Genomic DNA, 21,500 nt, shown 5'->3' on the forward strand with positions numbered 1-21,500 from the left:
CCGGTCCGCCGTGCCGGCGTGGTGGGGTCGGGGACCGGCCGTCCGCGCCGTTCGTGTTGCCGGACGGCCGCTCGTACCCAAGATGGTGGTGAGCGGCGGAGAGGAGCCCCCGGCGTGGGAGCACGGCACACGCAGGCAGACGGAGGACGAGGAGACAGTTCGAAGGGGGCGGCCGAGGGAGCCGATCCGCGGCGCTGGCACGCCCTGTGGGTGACGCTGGCCGCCGGGTTCATGAGCCTTCTCGACGTCACGATCGTCGCCGTCGCCCTGCCCTCCATGCAACGGGACCTGCACGCCTCGGCCCCGTCCATCCAATGGGTGGTCTCCGGTTACGCCCTCACCTTCGCCCTGGTCCTCGTCACGGCCGGACGGCTCGGTGACGCGATCGGCCGACGGCGGATCTTCCTGTGGGCACTCGCCGCGTTCGTCCTGTGCAGCGCCTGGGCGGGCGCCGCGCCGAACATCACCTGGCTCGTCGTGGCCCGGCTCGCCCAGGGTGTGGCGGCCGGCTGCCTGGCGCCGCAGAACTCCGCCCTCATCCAGCAGATGTTCCGCGGAGCCGAGCGCGGCCGGGCCTTCGGCCTCTTCGGCGCCACGGTCGGCATCTCCAGCGCGGTCGGCCCCGTCGTCGGCGGGCTCATCCTGAAACTCGCGGACGGCCCCGACGGCTGGCGCTGGATCTTCTACGTGAACGTGCCCGTCGGCGCCGTGGCCTTCCTGCTGGGGGTGCGCATGCTCCCCAAGGTCGCCCGGAGGCGCCGCGAACGGCTCGACCTCCCGGGCGTGCTGCTGCTCGGCTGCGGGGTGCTCGCGATGATGCTGCCGCTGGTGATGGCCGAGTCGGGCGGCGTACGGAAACGATGGTGGCTCTTCCTCGTCGGTCTGATCCTGCTGGTGGCGTTCGCCCGCTGGGAGCGGCGCCTCGCGGCGCGCGACGGGCAGCCGCTGCTGGACCCCCGGCTGGTGACCGGCACGCGGGGCTATGCGGCCGGAGCCTCCATCGCGGCCCTGTACTTCGTGGGGTTCAGCGGGGTGTGGCTGGTGTTCGCCCTGTACTTCCAGAACGGCGAGCACTTCTCCCCGCTGCGCTCGGGGCTCGCCGTGACGCCGTTCGCCGTGGGTTCGGCCGCGGCGGCCGTGATCGCCGGACGGCTGGTGGAGCGGTTCGGGCGGCTGCTGACGGTCTGTGGCCTCGCCGGCGTCGCCCTCGGACTCGGCGGTGCCGTACTCATCCTGCGCTTCGGCCCCGCGGACAGTGCCGTCTGGTGGGCGGCGCCCGCCCTGTTCGTCGGCGGCCTGGGCAGCGGCTGCGTGATCTCGCCCAACGTCACGATGACCCTGCGGGACGTGCCCGTACGGATGGCGGGAGCGGCCGGCGGTGCCCTGCAGACGGCGCAACGCCTGGGCGGCGCCGTCGGGACGGCCGCCCTGCCGGGCCTCTTCTACATGGTGCTCGGCACGGAGCACCACGACTACCGCTCCGCCGTCGCCATCGCCGTCGGGTCCGGGACGCTGGCCATCCTCTGCGCGTTCGCACTCGCCGTGTACGACTGGCTGCGCGACCGCGAACCCGATCAGGACCAGCCGCCCTGCCCGCCCGAGTGGTCCCACGGCCACACGCACGCGAGTCAGCCCTGAGAGTCGCAGGCGGCCGCGTGACCATCCCTCGGACCGGCCGGTGCGGGGTCCGGCGCACTTCCGCGCCAGGCGCCGGTCCGGCACCGTCACCCGCGGCCGGAACCCGTCGCCCGGTCCCTCGCGACGACGGCCCCGCTCACAGCGGACGCACAGCCTCCGAAAGGGTCTTGCGCGGGTGACGAAAGCCCGCTGAGCCGTGGTCAATTCCAGCCGTTGTCTTGTCATCTCCATGACAAAGCGACCGGGCTGATGTCACTCTGCTGGCGAACGTTCACGCTTCGTTCACACCCGCACGTCTCTCGCCCCCACCACCATCCCCCACCCGTGCCTCGCGCACCCTCACGTTCCACGCGCCGCCGAAACCGCGTGTGTCCTCGTGCGGTCCGTCGTGCGGCGCTCCTTCCCGCCCTCGCCCCCGGACCGGCCTCACCCGCCGGCCCGGTGGCCCGGGCGCCCCCCGGGCCACCCCCGCAGAAGGAGACGACCTTGAACGGGAACCATGGTTCCGCGCGTCGACGCAGACGTGCCGCCGCCCTCGCCCTCACCACCGCCGGTTCGTTGCTCGCCCTCGCCCTCCACGGCTCCGCGTCCGCCGCCCCGGCGGACCCCGGCCCCGCCACCACGCGGATCACCGCCGAACCCCGGGCGGCGGCCGCCCAGGTCCCGCTGTCGCCCGCCAGGCGCACGACCCTCGTCAAGAGCGCCACGGCCGAGGCGGGCGCCACCGCGCGCCGGCTCGGACTCGGCACCCGGGAGAAGCTCGTCGTCAAGGACGTGGTCCAGGACGCCGACGGCACGACCCACACGCGGTACGAGCGGACGTACGCCGGGCTCCCGGTGCTCGGCGGCGACCTGGTCGTCCACCTGAAGGACGGCCGGACCACCGTGTCCGAGGCCACCCGCTCCACCATCACGGTGCCGAGCACCACACCCCGCAGGTCCGCCGCCGACGCCAGGGCGAAGGCCCTCGCCGTGAGCAGGAAGGCGGCCGTCGGACGTCCCGCCGTGGACGCGGCGCCGCGGCTCGTCGTGTGGGCGGCCGAAGGCCGGCCCGTGCTGGCCTGGGAGTCCGTCGTCGAAGGGTTCCAGCACGACGGGACGCCGAGCGCGCTGCACGTCGTCACCGACGCCGCCACCGGCAAGGTCGCCTCCCGGTACGAGGACGTCCACACGGGCACGGGCACCGGCCAGTTCAGCGGCACGGTCCCCCTCTCCACCACGCCCTCCGGCTCCACGTACCAACTCGTCGACGCGGACCGGGCGGGCCACCGCACCTACGACCTCAACCAGGGGACGACCGGCACCGGGACGCTCTACACCGACGACAACGATGTCTGGGGCGACGGAACCCAGAGCGACCGGCAGACCGCCGGGGTGGACGTCGCGTACGGCGCCGCCGCGACCTGGGACTACTACAAGGACGTCTTCGGCCGCAACGGCATCCGCAACGACGGCGTCGCCGCCTACAGCCGGGCCCACTACGGCAACAACTACGTCAACGCGTTCTGGTCCGACAGCTGCTTCTGCATGACGTACGGCGACGGCGCGAGCAACACCCACCCCCTGACGGCGCTCGACGTGGCGGCCCACGAGATGAGCCACGGCGTCACCAGCGCCACCGCCAACCTGACCTACTCGGGAGAGTCCGGCGGCCTCAACGAGGCGACGTCGGACATCTTCGCCGCGGCCGTGGAGTTCCACTCCGACCTCGCGGCGGACGTGCCCGACTACCTCGTCGGAGAGAAGATCGACATCCGCGGCAACGGCACGCCGCTGCGGTACATGGACAAGCCCTCCAGGGACGGATCCTCCCGCGACTCCTGGGACCCCTCGCTCGGCGGCCTCGACGTCCACTACTCCTCGGGCCCCGCGAACCACTTCTTCTACCTGCTGTCCGAGGGCAGCGGCGCCAAGACCGTCAACGGCGTCGCGTACGACAGTCCGACCGCCGACGGACTGCCGGTCACCGGCGTCGGCATCGAGAACGCCTCCCGCATCTGGTACCGCGCACTGACCACGTACATGACGTCGACGACCGACTACGCGGCTGCCAGGGTCGCCACCCTGCGGGCCGCGGCCGACCTCTTCGGCGCCTACAGCGCCACCTACCTCGCCGTCGCCGACGCCTGGGCCGGCATCGACGTCGGTGACCGCGTCGCCCTGGGCGTCAACATCGCCCCGATCGCCGACCAGACCTCCGGCGTCGGCCAGGACGTCTCGCTCCAGGTCGACGCCTACACCACCAACGCCGACGCGAGCCTGACCTACACCGCCACCGGCCTGCCGGACGGCCTGACCATCAGCACCGCCGGCCTGGTCTCCGGGGTCCCCACCACCACCGGGACCAGCGACACCACCGTCACCGTGACCGACAGCACCGGCGCCACCGTCTCCGTGGGCTTCACGTGGCGCGTCGCGTACGTCTACGCCAACAGCACCCGCGTGGACATCCCCGACCTGGGCGCGGCGGTGGAGTCGCCGGTCACCATCACCGGCCGCCCCGGCAACGCCTCGGCCACCACCGAGGTCTACGTCAACATCGTGCACACCTACCGGGGTGACCTGACGGTCGACCTGGTCGGCCCCGACGGCACCGTGTACTCGCTGCTGAACCGCAGCGGTGGCTCCGCCGACAACGTGGACCGGACGTTCACGGTGGACGCCTCGGCCCAGCCGGTCGACGGCACCTGGAAGCTGCGCGTCCGCGACCTCGCCTCCATCGACGTGGGCTACATCCAGCAGTGGCGGATCACGCCCTGACACCGGGTTCCCCGCGGGCGTCCCGTCGCTTCGGCGGCGGGACGCCCCCCGGATGCCTCACGATGGGAGGACGGCACCCTTCCGGCAGCAGTCTGAGGAGCGCGGGATGGACTACTACGACCTCGGCACCCACAGCCGTCCGGTGACGACCACGTCGCCCGAGGCGCAACGGTGGTTCGACCGCGGGCTGGTGTGGTCCTACGCCTTCCACCACGAGGAGGCCGTCTCCTGCTTCGAGGCCGCCGCGGCGGCCGATCCCGACTGCGCCATGGCGTACTGGGGCATCGCCTACGCCCTCGGGCCCAACTACAACAAGCCGTGGGAGTTCTTCGACGGCGACGACCTGAGCCGTACGGTCGAACGCACCCACGCCGCCGTGCGGTTCGCCCGCGCGAAGTCGGACACCGCGACCCCGGCCGAACAGGCCCTGATCGGGGCGCTGGAGCTGCGCTACCCGCGCGCGGAACCCGTCGAGGACTGCTCGGTGTGGAACGCGCCCTACGCGGACGCCATGCGCACCGTGTACGAAGGCGCCCCCGACGACCTCGACATCGCCGCCCTCCACGCCGACGCGCTGATGAACCTGACCCCGTGGCAGCTGTGGGACCTGCGGACCGGCGAACCGGCCGAGGGCGCCCGGACGGCCGAGGCGAGGGCGGTGCTGGAGCGGGCGCTCGCCACGGCGGCGGGGGAGCGGCACCCCGGACTCCTGCACCTGTACATCCACCTCATGGAGATGTCTCCCACGCCCGAGACCGCGCTGCCCGTCGCGGACCGGCTGCGGGGTCTGGTGCCGGACGCGGGGCATCTCCAGCACATGCCCACGCATCTGGACGTGCTGTGCGGCGACTACCGGCGGGTGGTGGCGGACAACGGCACCGCGATCGCCGCCGACGAGAAGTACCGTGCGCGGGCGGGCGCGATGAACTTCTACACCCTGTACCGCTCGCACAACTACCACTTCCGGATCTACGGAGCGATGTTCCTCGGCCGGTCGGCGATCGCCCTGGAGACCGCCGCGCAGCTCGAAGCCTCCATCCCGGACGAGCTGTTGCGCGTACAGAGCCCGCCGATGGCGGACTGGCTGGAGAGCTTCCTTGCCATGCGGGTCCACGTGCTGATCCGGTTCGGCCGCTGGGACGACATCCTGCGCCTGCCCCTGCCCGCCGACCCCCGGCTGCACTGCGTGACCACGGCGATGCTCCACTACGCGCGCGGTGTCGCCCTGTCCGCCACCGGCCGCGTCACCGAGGCGGAGACGGAGCGCGACCTGTTCGGCGAAGCGGTCACCCGGGTCCCCGAGACCCGCATGCTCTTCAACAACACCTGCGCGGACATCCTCGCCATCGCATCGGAGATGCTCGACGGCGAACTGGCCTACCGCAAGGGCGACCACGACACCGCGTTCGCCGCGCTGGAGCGCTCGATCGCCCTGGACGACGGCCTTCCCTACGACGAGCCGTGGGGCTGGATGCAGCCCACCCGGCACGCCTACGGCGCCCTGCTGCTCGAACAGGGGCGGGTGGCCGAGGCGGAAGCCGTCTACCGCGCCGACCTCGGCATCGACGACACCCTGCCCCGCCCCTCCCAGCACCCCGGCAACGTCTGGGCCCTGCACGGCTTCCACGAATGCCTGGTCAGGCTCGGCAGGACGGGGGAGGCGCAGATCGTGGGACAGCAGCTGAGGACGGCGCTCGCGCAGGCGGACGTACGGATCGAGGCGTCCTGCTTCTGCCGCCTGGAGACGTCGGCGGCCACGCCCGCCACCGGCGCGGCGGACCACGACTGCTGCTGACACGCCGTCAAGCAGGCCTTGAAGAAGCCTCTTTCACAGTCCTCCGCACGGCGCCCGCCCCCGCACGCGGGGGTGTGGGGCGCGGTCGTGCCTTCAAGCCTTGACGGGACGCCCGCCGCGCCCGGCCCGCCCTCGCCGTCTCCCTCCAGGTCACGTCCTTCGGGGTGGTTCACCGATCGGGCCGCTGTGAAAGCGAGTTGAAGAAACTCGCGTCACGGCTCTTGCCACCCCAATGGTTCATTACTTAAATCAAACCGTGAACTAAGCGCCTCCCAGGGCTGGTTCACGCTCATCGGTCGCACGGGGCAGAGCTCCCTCCTGCGTCCTCGTTCCCGTGCGTCCGCTCCGCTCGTCACCCCACCCGCATGGAGTCACGGCATGAAACTGAGATCCTTGGGTGTCGCGCTCGCCGCCATGGCCGCGCTCGTCACCCTGCCCCTGCAAAGCCCGGCCGCCGCGGCCGACCTGCCGCTGTCCCAGGGCAAGACGGCCACGTCGTCCTCGGACGAGAACGGGGGCACCGCGGCCGCCAACGCCGTCGACGGCAACACCGCCACCCGGTGGTCCTCCGCCGCCCTGGACACCCAGTGGCTCCAGGTCGACCTCGGCTCCTCGGCCACCATCACCAAGGTCGTCCTCAACTGGGAGGCCGCGTACGGCAGCGACTACAAGATCCAGACGTCCCCGGACGGGAGCACCTGGACCGACATCAAGTCCGTGACCGGCGGCGACGGCGGCACCGACAGCCTCGACGTCTCCGGGCAGGGCCGGTACGTCCGCATGTACGGCGTCCACCGGGCCACCCAGTACGGCTACTCCCTCTGGGAGTTCCAGGTGTTCGGCAGCGGCGGCACCACCCAGCCCGCGGGCTGTGACACGGCCAACGCCGCCCAGGGCAAGACGGCGAGTGCCTCCTCGACCGAGAACGCCGGCACCCCGGCGTCGGCCGCGTTCGACGGCAACACCGGCACCCGCTGGTCCAGCGCGGCCTCCGACCCGCAGTGGATCCAGGTCGACCTCGGATCGTCCAAGGACCTGTGCCGCGTCGACCTCAACTGGGAGGCCGCGTACGGCAAGGCCTTCCAGATCCAGGCCTCCGCGGACGGGCAGAGCTGGACCACGCTCAAGTCCGTCACCGACGGCACCGCCGGCGCGACGTCCTACGACGTCTCCGGCCAGGGCCGCTACGTGCGGATCAACGGGACCACCCGTGGCACCGGATACGGATACTCGCTCTGGGAGGTGGCCGTCCACACCGGTTCAGGCGGCGGCAGCGGACCCGTGCAGGGCGGCGGAGACCTCGGCCCCAACGTGATCGTCGTCGACCCCTCGACGCCCAACCTCCAGGCCAAGTTCGACCAGGTCTTCGCGCAGCAGGAGTCGAACCAGTTCGGCACCGGCCGCTACCAGTTCCTGATGAAGCCCGGCACCTACAACGGGATCAACGCCCAGGTCGGCTTCTACACCTCGGTCTCGGGCCTCGGCCTCAACCCCGACGACGTCCACATCAACGGTGACATCACCGTCGACGCCGGCTGGTTCAACGGCAACGCGACCCAGAACTTCTGGCGTTCGGCGGAGAACCTGTCGATCACGCCCTCCAACGGCACCGACCGGTGGGCGGTGGCCCAGGCGGCCCCCTTCCGCCGCATCCACGTGCAGGGCGGCCTCAACCTCGCGCCGAACGGCTACGGTTGGGCCTCCGGCGGTTACATCGCCGACTCCAAGATCGACGGTACGGTCGGCCCCTACTCCCAGCAGCAGTGGTACACCCGTGACAGCTCCGTCGGCGGCTGGACCAACGGCGTCTGGAACATGACGTTCTCCGGTGTGCAGGGAGCCCCGGCCACCAACTTCGACTCCGGCCCGTACACCACCCTGGACAACACCCCCGTCTCGCGCGAGAAGCCGTACCTCTACATGGACGGCAACGCGTACAAGGTGTTCGTGCCCTCCAAGCGCACCAACGCGCGCGGCGTCTCCTGGCCCAACACGCCCGGTACGTCGCTCCCGCTGGACCAGTTCTACGTGGTCAAGCCCGGCGCGACCGCGGCGACCATCAACGCCGCCCTCGCCCAGGGCCTGAATCTGCTCTTCACCCCGGGCGTCTACCACCTCGACCAGACCATCAACGTGAACCGGGCGAACACCGTCGTCCTCGGTCTCGGTCTGGCGACCATCATTCCGGACAACGGCGTCGACGCCATGCACGTGGCGGACGTCGACGGAGTCAGGCTCGCCGGGTTCCTCATCGACGCCGGCCGGTCCAACTCCAACACCCTGCTGCAGATCGGCCCGGCCAACAGCTCCGCCGACCACGCGGCCAACCCCACCACCATGCAGGACGTGTTCGTGCGCATCGGTGGTGCCGGCCCCGGCCTCGCCACCAACTCCGTCGTGGTCAACAGCGACGACGTGGTGGTCGACCACACCTGGCTCTGGCGCGCCGACCACGGTGAAGGCGTCGGCTGGGAGACCAACCGGGCCGACTACGGCCTCGTGGTCAACGGCGACGACGTCCTCACCACCGGCCTGTTCGTCGAACACTTCAACAAGTACGACGTGCTGTGGAACGGCGAACGCGGGCGCACGATCTTCTTCCAGAACGAGAAGGCGTACGACGTGCCGAACTCCGCCGCCATCACCCATGACGGCATCGTCGGATACGCGGCCTACAAGGTCGCCGACTCCGTCAACGTGCACGAGGCATGGGGCATGGGAAGTTACTGCAACTTCACCTCGGACCCGTCCATCGTGCAGGCCCACGGCTTCCAGGTGCCGGTCAAGACAGGGATCAAGCTGCACGACATCCTGGTGATCTCCCTGGGCGGCAAGGGCCAGTACGCCCACGTCGTCAACAACACCGGTTCACCCACGTCGGGGACGGACACCGTTCCCTCGAAGATCACGCAGTTCCCGTGAGCGTGACCGCGACCGTGACGGCCTGATGGTGTGACGTCACGGCACGGCACGGCATGACAGGACGCGGGTGCCGGGTTCCCTCTCCGAGGAGGGAACCCGGCACCCGCATCGCTCTTTCGCGCCCGGCGCAGAGGCCGACGCCGACGCCCGCACGTCACTCGCACGAGGTGCGCTCCCGGCTCCGGCCATCTCAGAACGAGCGGCGGCGCAGCCGTCCCGGGCGGGCCGGCATCCTGTCCGGAACGGTGTCGAAGGGGTCGTCGTGCGCTCGGGCGCCCTCGTGGTCGGGCGGCCCGGCCGGCTCCACCAGAGCCGCGTGCGCCATGAGGCGGCGGGCCAGTTCACGTGCCTCGGCCGGGGTGAGCGAGGCCCAGGCCCCGTGCTCGTCGCCCTGATCGGGTCCCACGTCCAGCGTGACGCGGCCGACCGGCCGGTCCGGGGAGAACAGCCGCAGTTCCTTCACGGCGATCCTTCGGCCGCAGGACGTCACCAGCGGCGTGTCGGCCGCCCTCGCCCCGCCCGCGCCCGCCTGTCCGAACCTCGTCATCGCTCTCACGCCTTTCCACGAACAGTCCCGTCGGCCGGTCCACCGTCCGAGGTGGGACCCCGTCCACCGGTTCCCGTCAGCTGTCCGAATCAGCGTCGGTGGGCCCGGGTTTGTTCCCGCCCTCGGCACGTCACGCGCGTTCCGGAGTGGCCCCGGCGACGACAGGGGGCGCCCGCCGCAACGTACGGCCGAGCGGGTGACCCGGGCCTCACACCGATGCCCCGTCCGAGTGGCGGGCGGTGACCCGCGCCCCTAGTAATGGGCAGCGGGCCGCGAACGGAATCGGGGACCGGAGAGCGGTCGCACCGTGCGTCGCCTGCGCGGCCGCAGCACAGTATTTGGAGCAAAGAAGATGAGCACCCCCCTTTCCTCTCCCGCCCCGGACCGTTCCGGCATATCCCTCGACACCCACGACACCCCGCCCCCACCGCAACACCCCGACCCGTTCGAGGGCCTGGTGCACGCGGCAGTCGCCGATCGGCCCCTGGAAGAGGTCATCCAGCTCATCACGCTGCTGGAACAGTCACCGGACCACGCCCGAGCCGCCGTCGACGCACTCAGGGCCGTGGCGGTGGACCGCCCCGTCGACGACGTCGGCCGGCTCGTGGCCGAGCTGGCCAGCCCGCCCCGCGATCCCGACAGCGCGGACGAGGTGATCCGCTCGGCGGCCGAGTCCCGCCCCGTCGAGGACGTCAGCCGCCTGATGGCGCTCCTGCACAGCCCGTCGGTCGAGGCCCACTGCGCCCAGGAGGCCGTTCGCGCGGTCGCCGCGCACCGGCCCGTCGAGGAACTCGTCGAACTCATCGGCCGGTTGTCCGACGAGCGCACCCGCCGGGACGCCCCGGCCGCGGGCGACCCCGAGCACGACCGTCCCGCGGCGGCAGCGCCGGCCACGGCGTTGCCGCCGTCGTCCGTCGCGGAGACGGCCGGCCCCGCGGCGAGGCCCGCGACCGGACAGGACCGTGACGCACCGCGGGAGCACCCCGAACGCGCGCCCAGGACACGGGGGGAGCGCGACCCCGTGAGGACCGCCGCACCCCCGGACTGGCCGCGCCGCGTGGCGGCCGTCGCCCTCGTCGTGTGCGGCGCGACGTACCTGCCGCTGCGCCAGGACGGCGCCTCGCTGCCGGTCCGGGGCTTCGGTGTGGCCGTGTTCGCGCTGTGCCTCGTCCTCGCGGCGGCCCTGCTGCTGCGCGGCGCGGTGCCCCTGCTCGTCGCGGCCGTCCTGGTGCCGTCGGCCCTCGCCGGCCTCGAACTGCTCGACGGCCGGCTCCACTCGACGTCCCTGTCCCAGGCGCTGGACATCGCGGCCGCACCACCGTGGGCGGCCGGTGCCGCCTCGGCGGCCACGGCTCTGGTGGCCCTGGCCGCGCTGCTCGTCGCCCTGGCCACCGGGTGGAACGCCCGCCGCCCCGCACCGCCACGGGCGGCGAAGCCGGACCCCGACCGAGTGGCCCGCTGACAGGCGGCGGCCGCTGAACGGCCCGCCCGGCGAGTGATAGCGCTCCGCTCGCCGGGCGGGCCACCCCCCGGACGGCGTCCACCGAGGGACACGGCTGATGTGTCCCGGCCCGATCCGAGTACGAGGAACGCCCGGCGCGGGGACCGGGGCGCTCGCCCCAAGCGGCCGCCGGTGCGCTCGCTCCGAGCGGGTGCCGGGTTCAGCGGCGGGCGGATCCCTTGCTGCGCAGAGCCCCGAGGCGCTCCAGGAGGAGACCCTCGCGGGTGGACCAGGGGGAGATCTCCACGCTGGTGGCGCGGCACGCGTCCATCAGGGCCTCGGCGACCAGGGCGCCGGCCAGGGACTGTCCGGCGCGGTGGCGCGAGATGCCGGGCAGCCGGCTCCGGCCGGCCGGCCCCTGCTTGGCGAGGACGCGCACCGCGGCGCGTACCTCGTCGATGGTCAGCCGCTGTTGTGCGAGGGGACGGGGGCGTCCGGCGCTGGTGTAGCGGGCGAGCTGGGTGAAGGTCTTCGAACAGGCCAGGACGCGTCCGTCCGGCTCGGCCTGCGGCAGATCGGTCACCGCCGCGAGGCGGTCGCCCAGGTGATCGCGGACCTCGGCCAGCCGCCGCTTCGACGACACGGCCTCGCCGAGTTTCCATTCGCGGGTGACGGTACGGGCTCCCAGCGGGAGCGAGAGGGTGGTGCGCGGCTGTCTCGCGGTGCCGGACGCGATCTCCACCGTCCCGCCGCCGATGTCGAGGACCAGCAGCGAGCCGGGCTTCGCGCCCGCCCAGTGCCGTGCGGCCACGTACGCCAGCCGGGCCTCCTCCTCGCCGGACAGCACCCGCAGCCGGGTGCCGGTGGCGCGTGCCACCTGGGAGAGGACCTCCTCGCGGTTGGGCGCGTCACGGATCACGGAGGTGGCGAAGGCGTACACGTCCGGCAGGGTCTCGCCGTCCTCGGCGAGTGTCTCGGCGACGGCCAGCTGGACGCTGCGCACGCCTGACTTGTCCAGGCGGCCGTGGGCGTCGAGGGTCTCGTGGAGCTGCAGTCGTACCTTGCGGGACAGCACCGGTTCCATGTCGGTCCCGCCGCGACGGCGCGCGACGGTGAGCAACGCGCTGTGACACCCGACGTCGAGTACACCTGCCTGCCGCACGTGGGAACCCCCGTTTTCCTGGCCTGGAAGAGATGGTCGAACTCGTCATTCTCCCGCATGCCGCCTGCGGAGTCGCGACACGATGTCGTCACGGCCGTCCGGACGTCCCGCGGCGACCTCGCACGTGGAGGTCGCCCGGCGACCCGCGCGGGCCCGTGTTCCAGCGGGAGGTGTCACCGGTGGACGTCATCGGCTCACGGCCTCGCCCGGCGGCCTCCACGCCGGACGGCGCGGAATCCGGTGGTGCGACGCAGGGACAGAGGCGGGCGCAGGGGGGGGAGGGATCAGGCGACGGGCTGCGTCACGTCGCTGCCGGGGGCGTCGGCCAGCACGACGACCGCGGTGATGCGTTTGCCGACCGGTTCGCGGTGCACCTCGAAGGCCTGGCACACACCCATGACGATCTCCAGGCCGTGCTGTCCGACCCGGCCCACGTCGGCGGCACGGGCCACCGGAAGCGTCGGATCGGAGTCCCACACCGTCGCCCGTACGGCGCCCTGGTCCACTTCGAGGGACAACAGGCAGGGGCCGCCAGCGTACTTGACCGCGTTCGTCACCAGCTCGCTGACGACCAGGGGCACCATGCCCATCACGCGTCCGGAGACGGGCAGTCCGGCGACGGCCTGCACCTCCGCCAGGAAGTCACGGGCGAACGCGCGCGCCTCGGCTATGCACGCGGAGTCGCCGTCGTAGGCGACGGACGCCTCGATCAGTGCACCCCGCTGCTTGCGCTGTTCCGCTTCACTCACCGATCGGCCCATACGTCCCGTCCTGCATCCGCCCGCTCCGACGTACGGGCGTCTTCCCCGAAAACCACGCTTCACTCCACCCCGTCGCGCGATCGTTTTCCCCCCGTCGTCGCACGGCCGCGCCCACGTCCCCGCGAGGTCAGACGTCCGTGACCGTCGCCTCGACGGGGGTGCCCACCTCGATGGTGCGGCTGACCGTGCAGAGGCGGTCGTGAGAGGTCTTCACCGCGCGGGGGAGGATCGCACGGGCACGGTCGGCGGACTCGCCGTCGCCGAACGCCACGGCGAAGGCGACCGCGAGGTCGGTCAGCCGGTTTCCCAGCTCGTCGGAGATCTTGTTGCCGGTCACGGTGACGCTGAACCGCTCGGGCTCCGCGTGCCGGGTCGTCGCCACGTCGACGTCGACCGCGGTACAGCCGCCGATGGCGGCGAGCAGCAGCTCGACGGGCGTGAACGTGTCGTCCCCCTCGGCTCCCGTACCGAACGAGATGGTCCCACCGCGCGCGTTCGTCGCGGTGAACCGCCCGGCCCCGGTCCGCTCGACCCCGACGAACCGCTCATTGTCGTCACTCATGGGACCCACTCTAAGATCCCTGCGCCGGGTTCGCCTCAGGCCGCGGCACCGGGAAATCCACTGGAAAGGCCCGGCCGGCGCCGCTCATACTCCCCGCATGGAACCCGTGACGCTGAAGACCGGGCGGCTCGTTCTGAGGGCGTTCGTCGCCTCGGACGCGGATGCCGTGTACGCGACCTGTCAGGACGCGGACATCCAGCACTACACGCCGGTGCCCACGCCGTACCGCCGTGAGGACGCCGAGAACTACGTCGAGGTGCACACGGCCCGGGGCTGGGCCGAGGACCGGGACCACATCCTCGGGGCGTTCCGCTCCGACAACGGGGCGCTGGTGGGCTCGTTCTGTCTGACGCGACTCTTCGAGGGCGTCTACGAACTCGGCTACTGGGCGGACAAGGAGCAGCGCGGCAAGGGCTACGCGCTGGAGGCGGCGCGGGCTCTGTGTGACTGGGGCTTCGAGGCGCTCGGCGCCCACCGGCTCGAATGGTGGGCGATGGTCGGGAACGCACCCTCCCGCGCACTCGCCGAGCGGCTCGGCTTCACCGTCGAGGGGACGCTGCGCAACCGCAGCAAGGTCGACGGCGTACCGCACGACTGGTGGGTGGGCGGGCTCCTGAAGCCCGGCGGCGGGGCCTCCACGTCCTGACCCGGGCGTAGATCCGGACGTGTCCGAGGAGCATCCGCGTCCGCTGAAATGGCAGAGCTGACAATTGACAGACCTGGCGCCGGTGGTGAGGGTGGCTCCATGTCTGAGAGAAGCGAGCGGCCCGGTCTGCGGGAGCGGAAGAAGGACGAGACCCGGCGTGGACTGCGCGAGGCCGCCGGGCGGCTCTTCGCCGAGCGGGGGTTCGCCCAGACGACCGTGGCCGACATCGCCGCCGAGGCCAATGTGTCGGAGCGGACGTTCTTCCGCTACTTCGAGAACAAGGAAGCCCTGCTCCTTCCCGACGGGGCCGAGCTGTACGCGCGCATCGAGGAGGCCTTCCTGGCCCGGCCGCGTGACGAGGCACCCCTCGAAGCGGCCTGCGGGGCGATCACCGACGCGGTCGCCTACTTCGCCACCAGCAGCCTGACCGCGCTGGCGCATCCCCTCGGCGAGATCCGGGAGCAGGCGCGCGAGGGTCTGTCCCGGCAGTTCCAGCAGTTCGAGGCGCGCCTCACCGAGCTCGTCCTGGAACGCCTCCCGGAGGGAGCGCCGGACGCCGACCTGCAGGCCGCCGTCATCGCCAACTGCGCGCTGTCGGCGGCGCGCGCCGTACTCCGGACCCTGCGCAACCGTCGTACCGCCGGAGTCCCCGCGGAGCCCGACCGCCTGCTCCCGCAGGCATTCATCTTCCTCTCCCTGATCGGAGCCACCAGCTCGTGAGCCATCGCCGTCGCGTCGTCATCACCGCGATATGCCTGACCGCCGCCGTCGCGGGAGCCGTCACCACCGACCTCGTCGTCGAGCACACGGTGCGGGGCCGGGTCGCGGAGACCGCCGCGTGCCGTCTCGGTGCGACGCGGGGGGTGCAGGTCGACCTGGACGACACCCTCGCCGGACTCAAGGCCCTCACCGGCACCGTCGGCACCGTCCACGTCGGCGCCGAGGGCGTACGACGCCAGGGCACCGACATGGACGTCGACGTGTACCTCCGTGACGTGTCGACCGGGGGCTCCTCCGCCGGCGGAACCGCCACCGCGACCATCGCCTACGGATCCCTCGACAAGACCGCCGACGCGAAGAGCGCGGCGGGCGCGGAGGGGCTGAGGACCGGAACGGACGGTACGCACCTCACGCTCAGCGGCACGGCGGGCGGCACCGGGATGCCCGTCACGGTCGTGACGAAGCTGACCACCACGACGCACAGCCTCACCATCGCCCCCGCGACGGTCCAGATCCTCGGCCGGCAGGTGCCGGTGTCGGCGCTCTCCGCGCTGCCGGGCGCCGGCAACTTCGCGGACAAGCTGACGCCGCGCACGATCGACATCGACAAGCTCCCGCGCGGAGCCACGCTGACAGGCGCCCACGCCGGCTCCGACGGTCTCGTCCTGGACTTCAAGGTGGCGCCCGGAGGTGTCGGGGGACAGGCCGGGACGGCTTCGGGGGCGCCCGGCTGCGCCTCCGGCGGGGGCCGGATCGACGGCTGACCGCGGTCGTGCCGTGTGCGGGGCGCCGGAGTCCTCGGGACTCCGGCGCCCTTCGTCTGTTCCGCGGACTCCCGCCCTGTCGCCCTGAGGTCCCGGGATCGTCCGCGACCTTCCGGGATTTTCCGGAGTGCCGACAAAGTGGCATGACTGCCAATTGACGGCTCTGCCATCTCCCGGGTTTAGTTGTGGCAGTCCTGTCACTTCTTCTGGAGGCGCAGTGTCCCCTTCCCCTGCCCCGCGTCCGTCGGCACTGCACCGCACCGGCGCCTTCTGCGCACGGCATCCCGTGTGGGTGATCACCGGCTGGCTGCTGGTGCTCGCCGCAGCCTTCACCGCACGGCACGCCGTCGGGGCGTCCTACGGGGACGAGGTCAGCCTTCCGGGCAGTCGGACCGCCGTCGGCGCGGACCTGCTGGAGCGGTCCGACCCGGCGGCGGGAGCCCCGAACGGAAAGGTCGTCCTGCACGTCGGCTCCGGCAGGGTGTCCGACCACGACACCGGACTCGACGCGACCCTCGACCGCCTCCGGGACCTGCCCCACGTCACCGCCGTCTCCGATCCGGTGACCAGCTCCGACGGCGCCACCGCGTACACCAGGGTGTCGTTCGACGAGAAGCTCAAGTCCCTCGGCCACGCCTACACCGAACGGCTCGACGAAGCCACCGCCCCGGCCCGGGACGCCGGGATCGAGGTCGCCTACGGCGGCGACCTCCACGACATCGTCCGCACTCCCGCCGACGACACACTCGCCGAGGCCGTCGGCGTCAGCGCCGCCCTCGTCGTCCTGCTGCTCGCCTTCGGCAGCGTCGCCGCCGCGCTCATGCCGCTGGTCACCGCCCTGATCGGCGTCGGTGTCGGGATGGGCGTCGTCGGCATCGTGGCGGGCACCCTCACCTTCGCCACCGCCGCTCCGACGCTCGCCACGATGATCGGGCTCGGCGTCGGCATCGACTACGCGCTCTTCCTCATCACACGGTTCCGGCAGTACCTGATCGACGGGGAGGACCCGCAGGAGGCCGTCGGGCGGACCACCGCCGTCAGCGGCAAGGCCGTCCTGGTCGCGGCGGTCACCGTGGCCGTCGCCCTGCTCAGCCTGTACGCCTGCGGACTGACCATGATCGGGCGGCTCGGTCTCGCCGCCACCATCGCCGTCGTCGTCACCGCGGCCGCCGCGCTCACGCTGGTGCCCGCCGCCATGGGCCTCGTCGGCCGCCGCGTCGACCTGATACGCGTGCGCCGCAGGCCGGTCGCCGAGAGCGCCGGGGACCACGACGGCTGGCACCGCTACGCCCGGGTCGTCGCCCGCCGCCCCTGGACGTTCTTCACGGCGGGATTCCTGCTCATGGCGCTGTGCGCCGTGCCGCTGTTCTCCCTGCGCCTCGGACACATCGACGACGGCGCGGACCCGGTGGGCAGCACCACCCGTACCGCCTACGACTGGCTGGCCGATGCCGACGGACCCGGCTTCGGCCCGGGCGCCAACGGCCCGTTCACCCTCGTCGTCGACCTCACCCGCGCGACCGGCTCCGCCGACCGGGTCGCGGACCGGCTCACCGACACACTGGCCACGACAGACGGCGTCGCCCGCGTCACCCCGCCGCGGCCGAGCAGGGACGGCAGGCTGCTCGTCGCCACGGTCGTCCCCACCACGGGGCCCCAGTCGGCCGACACCGACGCCCTGTTCGCCACGCTCACCGACACGGCTGTCCCCGAAGCGCTCAAGGGCACCGGAGCGAGCGGCTACCTGACCGGCACCACCGCGGGCCGGCTCGCGTTCCGCGACACCGTCACCGAACGCCTGCCGCTCATCATCGGCATCGTGCTGGTGGCCGCGTTCCTGCTGCTGACGGTCGTCTTCCGCAGCCTGGTGATCCCCCTCAAGGCGGTTGTCCTGAACGTGCTCACGACCGGCGCGTCCTACGGCATCCTGGTCGCCGTCTTCCAGTGGGGCTGGGGCGACAGCCTGCTCGGCATGAGCGAACCCGTCCCGATCGAGTCCTACGTGCCGATGATGATGTTCGCCATCGTCTTCGGACTCTCCATGGACTACGAGATCTTCCTGCTCTCCCGCATCGCCGAGGAGTGGCACGCCACCCATGACAACGAACAGGCGGTCGGCACCGGGCTGGCGCTGACCGGGCGGGTCATCAGCTGCGCGGCGCTCATCATGACGGCGGTGTTCCTCTCCTTCACGCGCTCACCGACCGTCGTGGTCAAGATGCTCGCGCTCGGACTCGCCGTCAGCGTCGTCCTGGACGCGACGGTCGTCCGTCTCGTCCTGGTCCCTTCCCTCATGTTCCTGATGGGGCGCGCCAATTGGTGGCTCCCACGACGGCTGGACCGCGTCCTCCCGCGCACCACCGTCTGACGGAGGCAGGGGCCGTCCTCCGCCGCATGGTGGTGAGGCGCGGGCCGGGCGGATTCTCGACGCTGCGGGTCCTCGGCTCCACCGGGGCCCCGCTGCCCGCCGCGTCGTACCACTGGGTGCGGGAGCACGTCGGTGCCCAGGTCCAGGTGGCCTCCGCGAGCGGGGGTACCGACATCGTGAGCGGATTCGCCGGCGGAGCGCCGTCGCTCCCCGTTCGGGCCGGCGAGATCTCGGCCGCGCACCTCGGCGTGGCCCTGGAGGCCTGGGACCCCGACGGCCGTGCCGTGCTCGACGAGGTCGGGGAACTGGTCGTCACCCGCCCCATGCCGTCCATGCCGCTCTTCTTCTGGGCCGACAGTGACGGATCCCGGTACCGCGACGCCTACTTCGGGGCCTATCCGGGGGTGTGGCGGCACGGGGACTGGGTGACCCGCACCTCACGGGGGAGTGTCGTCGTCTCGGGCCGATCGGACTCCACGTTGAACCGACACGGGGTGCGGCTGGGCAGCGCCGACGTCTACGCCGTGGTGGAGGAGCTGGCGTGCGTGCGGGAGAGCCTGGTCATCGGGGCCGAACTCGCCGACGGCGGTTACTGGTTGCCGCTGTTCGTCGTGATGGAGCCGGGGCACGACCTCACCGACGCCGTGCGCGCGGAGATCTCCGAGGCGATCCGCACCCGTGCCTCGCCGAGGCACGTCCCCGACGCGGTCATCGCCGTACCCGCGCTTCCCCACACCCGCACCGGCAAGAAGCTGGAGATCCCGGTCAAGCGGCTGATCCAGGGTGCCGACCCGAGCCGGGTCGCCGGCCGGGAGGCGGTGGACGACCCGGCGGCCCTCGCCTACTTCACCCGCTTCACCCGGGCCACGGCCGACGGTCCCTGATCAGCCGGCCGGCCGCTCGGACGCCAGCTGGCGCGAGATCGCCCGGGCGGCGGTGCGGACGGCGGGGACGTACGACGCGGGGCCGGTGCCGGGGACGACCACGGACAGCGCCGCGACCACGCCCCCGGCGCCCCGGACCGGCGCCGCCACGGTCAGCAACGGCCGTGGCGCGCTCTGGCTGCCGACCGCGTAGTCACCCCGCCGGATCTCGGCGAGCGCCCGCCGCAGCTCGGCGGGTGTCCGCACCACGTCGTCCCCGTCACCGCCCTCGAACGATCCGATCACCGTCTCCTGCACGTGGGCCGGCGCGTGCGCCAGCAGGACCAGACCGACCCCCGTGGTGGGCAGCGGCATGCGTCCGCCCACCCGGAACCGGACCGGGTCGGCGTCATGGGCGGAGAGCCGCTCCACCAGGAGGGCCTCCGTCTCGTCGCGCACGGCCAGCAGCACGTGCTGGCCGGTCACATGGAAGAGGTCCTCCATGAACGGCATGGCGACAGCGCGCAGCCCGTGTCCACGAGGAGCGAGGGAGGCGATCTCCAGCAACCGCAGCCCCACGACGTACCGCCCGTCCTCCAGCCGCTCCAGCGCGCCGACCTCGACGAGCTTGCGAGCCATCCGCAGGGCGCTGCTGCGCGGTGTCCCCGTTCTCCGGGCGAGCTCGGAGAGCGGCTGGGCGCGGTGCTCGGCGTCGAAGGAGCGCAGCAGGGTGAACGCCCGGTCGACGACCGCCTCGCCGACCGGCGGCTTGCGCCCACGCGTCGGCGCCACCGGTGACCGGCTCCCGGCCACCGCGCCGGGATCCCGCGCCGTCCGTCCCCTCGCGGTCCGTCCCTCGGACTTCCGCCCGTCCGCCGTCCGCCCCGCGGGCTCCTCGCCACGCCCCGGGGTGCCGGAGGAGTCGTCCGCTGCTCGCACGTCATCTCCGTTCCATTCAATGGCACATACCGTGCCGCTCGATGGAACACCTGCCTAACGTGGAACCGGCCGGACGTCAACAGGGACGGCGGCCGTGGGCACGCAGCACGCCAGTAAGGGAGCACCCGACATGACCCCACCGCCCACACGGGACACGGCCACCCGGCGGGACTCCGCCGTGCTGCTGAAGAACGCGACGGTCGTCGACACCCGGGACGGAGCCCTCGCGCCGGACACCGACGTGCTGATCCGCGGGGACCGGATCGCCGACGTACGTCCGGGCATCACCGTCGCGGACGGACCCGACCCCGTCACCGTCGACGCCCGCGGCACGTACGTCGTCCCCGGATACGCGGACATGCACGCGCACCCCCTCGGCCAGCGCCCGCAGGAGCAGACACGCGACCTGGAGCTCCTGCTGGCCCACGGCGTGACGGGCTTCCGCCAGATGTCGGGCTCGCTCGCGCTGCTGGAGCGGCGCGCCTCGGGAACCCTCGACCTCCCGGCCGCCTCGCCCGAACTCCTGGCACTGCCCGGCCCGTTGCTCCTGACGCCGGTGAACGCGGCCACCGCCGAACAGGCCGTCGCCGCGGTACGCGAACAGCACGCGGCCGGCGCAGACTTCATCAAGGCGGCGATGGTCACACCAGAGGTCTTCTTCGCCGCGCAGGCCGAGGCGCTGCGGCTGGGACTGCCCATCGTGGGACACCTGCCCGTCGGCATCGACGTACCGAAGGCGTCCCGGATCGGCATGAAGTCCATCGAGCATCTCGGCCCGGGCGTGGGCCTGTTCGCGTGCTGCTCCACGGACGGCACCCACGTGCACGCGAACGCGGCCGGGCAGGCCCCGATGAAGGTTCCGCCGTTCAGGATCCCGTTCATGGAACGGGTGATGGAACGGGTCGTCAAGAAGCTCGTCGTCAACCCGATCAATCGCACCAAGCCGGCCGACACCGAGAACCTGCGGCTCGCGGTGCGCACCTTCGACGACGGACTGGCCGCCACCCTGGCCGAGCGGTTCGTCGCCGACGGCACCTGGCAGGTGCCGACGCTGATCCGCGTCAAGACCCAGGAGCTGTGCGACGACCCGGCGTTCGCCGACGATCCCGACCTGCGCTTCATGGGTGACGCCACGGTCCGCGCCTGGACGTCGGCGGCCCGGAGGTTCGCCGCCTTCCCGCCCGAGGCCCGCGAGACCTTCCGCGCGGTCTACCGGCGGCAGCTGGAACTGACCAAGCTGTTCGACGACGCCGGGGTGCCGATGCTCGCCGGCAGCGACTGCTCCGGAGCGGCCTGGGTCGTACCGGGCGCCTCCCTGCACCACGAGTTCGACGAACTCGCCCGCGCCGGCCTCGCGCCCCTGCGCGTCCTCCAGATGGCCACCCTCCGTGCGGCGGAGTTCCTCGACGCCACCGACACCATGGGGACCGTCGAGCCGGGCAAGCGCGCCGACCTCGTCCTCCTGGACGCGAACCCCGTCGAGAGCGTCGAGCACCTGCACCGCGTCTCTGGGGTGGTGCGCGCCGGACACCACTACGGCACGGCGGACCTGGCCGCCCTCAAGGAGCGGGTCGCCGCCCGCGCCTGACCGCCGTCACCGAACAGCGGAGCC

At 72.2% G+C, this 21,500-nt stretch carries 15 protein-coding genes and 1 pseudogene; 11 read left to right on the forward strand and 5 right to left on the reverse strand.

The window, feature by feature from the left end; all coding sequences use genetic code 11:
- Positions 1-210 precede the first annotated feature (210 nt).
- From B0675_RS23540 to B0675_RS23555, 4 genes are all read left to right on the forward strand, one after another.
- The gene (locus tag B0675_RS23540) at positions 211-1,638 is read left to right on the forward strand and encodes an MFS transporter (protein WP_241539975.1); all 1,428 of its coding nucleotides are present in this window, start codon (positions 211-213) and stop codon (positions 1,636-1,638) included.
- Between the two features lie 486 nt (positions 1,639-2,124).
- Positions 2,125-4,398, forward strand: coding sequence for a M4 family metallopeptidase (locus tag B0675_RS23545; protein WP_081220799.1), 2,274 nt, complete (start codon positions 2,125-2,127; stop codon positions 4,396-4,398).
- 106 nt (positions 4,399-4,504) lie between these two features.
- Positions 4,505-6,193, forward strand: coding sequence for a hypothetical protein (locus B0675_RS23550; protein WP_081220800.1), 1,689 nt, complete (start codon positions 4,505-4,507; stop codon positions 6,191-6,193).
- 378 nt (positions 6,194-6,571) lie between these two features.
- Positions 6,572-9,115: a discoidin domain-containing protein gene (locus B0675_RS23555; protein WP_081220801.1), complete on the forward strand. Its 2,544-nt coding sequence runs from the start codon at positions 6,572-6,574 to the stop codon at positions 9,113-9,115.
- A 190-nt stretch (positions 9,116-9,305) separates the two neighbouring features.
- Here B0675_RS23555 and B0675_RS42040 read toward each other — a convergent pair whose 3' ends face one another.
- Positions 9,306-9,662 (reverse strand): hypothetical protein, encoded by a 357-nt coding sequence (locus tag B0675_RS42040; RefSeq protein WP_241539845.1) that lies wholly within the window; start codon positions 9,660-9,662, stop codon positions 9,306-9,308.
- A gap of 352 nt (positions 9,663-10,014) precedes the next feature.
- Here B0675_RS42040 and B0675_RS23565 point away from each other — a divergent pair, with 352 nt between their 5' ends.
- Positions 10,015-11,124: a hypothetical protein gene (locus B0675_RS23565; protein ID WP_179165351.1), complete on the forward strand. Its 1,110-nt coding sequence runs from the start codon at positions 10,015-10,017 to the stop codon at positions 11,122-11,124.
- Positions 11,125-11,323: 199 nt separating this feature from the next.
- On the opposite strand, the gene B0675_RS23570 is transcribed toward B0675_RS23565, so the two are convergent.
- The 3 genes from B0675_RS23570 to B0675_RS23580 all read right to left on the reverse strand — a co-directional run bounded on the left by B0675_RS23570 (position 11,324) and on the right by B0675_RS23580 (position 13,588).
- Complete coding sequence (locus B0675_RS23570) at positions 11,324-12,265, reverse strand: hypothetical protein (protein ID WP_081220802.1); 942 nt, start codon at positions 12,263-12,265, stop codon at positions 11,324-11,326.
- Positions 12,266-12,549: 284 nt separating this feature from the next.
- Positions 12,550-13,014 (reverse strand): ATP-binding protein, encoded by a 465-nt coding sequence (locus B0675_RS23575; protein ID WP_241539846.1) that lies wholly within the window; start codon positions 13,012-13,014, stop codon positions 12,550-12,552.
- A gap of 139 nt (positions 13,015-13,153) precedes the next feature.
- Positions 13,154-13,588, reverse strand: a complete 435-nt coding sequence (locus B0675_RS23580; RefSeq protein WP_081220804.1) for an OsmC family protein — start codon at positions 13,586-13,588, stop codon at positions 13,154-13,156.
- 97 nt (positions 13,589-13,685) lie between these two features.
- On the opposite strand from B0675_RS23580, the gene B0675_RS23585 reads away from it, so the two are divergent.
- The 5 genes and pseudogenes from B0675_RS23585 to B0675_RS23605 all read left to right on the forward strand — a co-directional run.
- Positions 13,686-14,234, forward strand: coding sequence for a GNAT family protein (locus B0675_RS23585; protein ID WP_081220805.1), 549 nt, complete (start codon positions 13,686-13,688; stop codon positions 14,232-14,234).
- Between the two features lie 99 nt (positions 14,235-14,333).
- Positions 14,334-14,954 (forward strand): TetR family transcriptional regulator, encoded by a 621-nt coding sequence (locus B0675_RS23590; protein WP_081220806.1) that lies wholly within the window; start codon positions 14,334-14,336, stop codon positions 14,952-14,954.
- Entirely contained in the window at positions 14,951-15,718 is a 768-nt protein-coding gene (locus B0675_RS23595) for an LmeA family phospholipid-binding protein (protein WP_179165352.1), read from the forward strand. The genes B0675_RS23590 and B0675_RS23595 overlap by 4 nt, the downstream gene beginning before the upstream one ends.
- A 217-nt stretch (positions 15,719-15,935) precedes the next feature.
- The gene (locus B0675_RS23600) at positions 15,936-18,086 is read left to right on the forward strand and encodes an MMPL family transporter (RefSeq protein ID WP_081220808.1); all 2,151 of its coding nucleotides are present in this window, start codon (positions 15,936-15,938) and stop codon (positions 18,084-18,086) included.
- Positions 18,087-18,142: 56 nt separating this feature from the next.
- Positions 18,143-18,970: pseudogene (locus B0675_RS23605) on the forward strand (acetoacetate--CoA ligase); the annotation flags it as partial.
- Here B0675_RS23605 and B0675_RS23610 read toward each other — a convergent pair.
- Entirely contained in the window at positions 18,971-19,741 is a 771-nt protein-coding gene (locus tag B0675_RS23610; protein ID WP_206602723.1) for an IclR family transcriptional regulator, read from the reverse strand.
- Positions 19,742-20,018: 277 nt separating this feature from the next.
- Between B0675_RS23610 and B0675_RS23615 the strand changes: the two genes are divergently transcribed.
- Positions 20,019-21,476: an amidohydrolase family protein gene (locus B0675_RS23615; protein ID WP_081220810.1), complete on the forward strand. Its 1,458-nt coding sequence runs from the start codon at positions 20,019-20,021 to the stop codon at positions 21,474-21,476.
- Positions 21,477-21,500 lie beyond the last annotated feature (24 nt).

The organism is Streptomyces sp. M41(2017) (assembly GCF_002078175.1).
Taxonomy (GTDB): domain Bacteria; phylum Actinomycetota; class Actinomycetes; order Streptomycetales; family Streptomycetaceae; genus Streptomyces.

Bases quoted from the DNA above. Each gene is read 5' to 3' on its own strand.
- B0675_RS23550 (WP_081220800.1), top strand. From the start codon at position 4,505: ATGGACTACTACGACCTCGGCACCCACAGCCGTCCGGTGACGACCACG.
- B0675_RS23555 (WP_081220801.1), top strand. From the start codon at position 6,572: ATGAAACTGAGATCCTTGGGTGTCGCGCTCGCCGCCATGGCCGCGCTC.
- B0675_RS42040 (WP_241539845.1), bottom strand. From the start codon at position 9,662: ATGACGAGGTTCGGACAGGCGGGCGCGGGCGGGGCGAGGGCGGCCGAC.
- B0675_RS23565 (WP_179165351.1), top strand. From the start codon at position 10,015: ATGAGCACCCCCCTTTCCTCTCCCGCCCCGGACCGTTCCGGCATATCC.
- B0675_RS23580 (WP_081220804.1), bottom strand. From the start codon at position 13,588: ATGAGTGACGACAATGAGCGGTTCGTCGGGGTCGAGCGGACCGGGGCC.
- B0675_RS23585 (WP_081220805.1), top strand. From the start codon at position 13,686: ATGGAACCCGTGACGCTGAAGACCGGGCGGCTCGTTCTGAGGGCGTTC.
- B0675_RS23590 (WP_081220806.1), top strand. From the start codon at position 14,334: ATGTCTGAGAGAAGCGAGCGGCCCGGTCTGCGGGAGCGGAAGAAGGAC.
- B0675_RS23615 (WP_081220810.1), top strand. From the start codon at position 20,019: ATGACCCCACCGCCCACACGGGACACGGCCACCCGGCGGGACTCCGCC.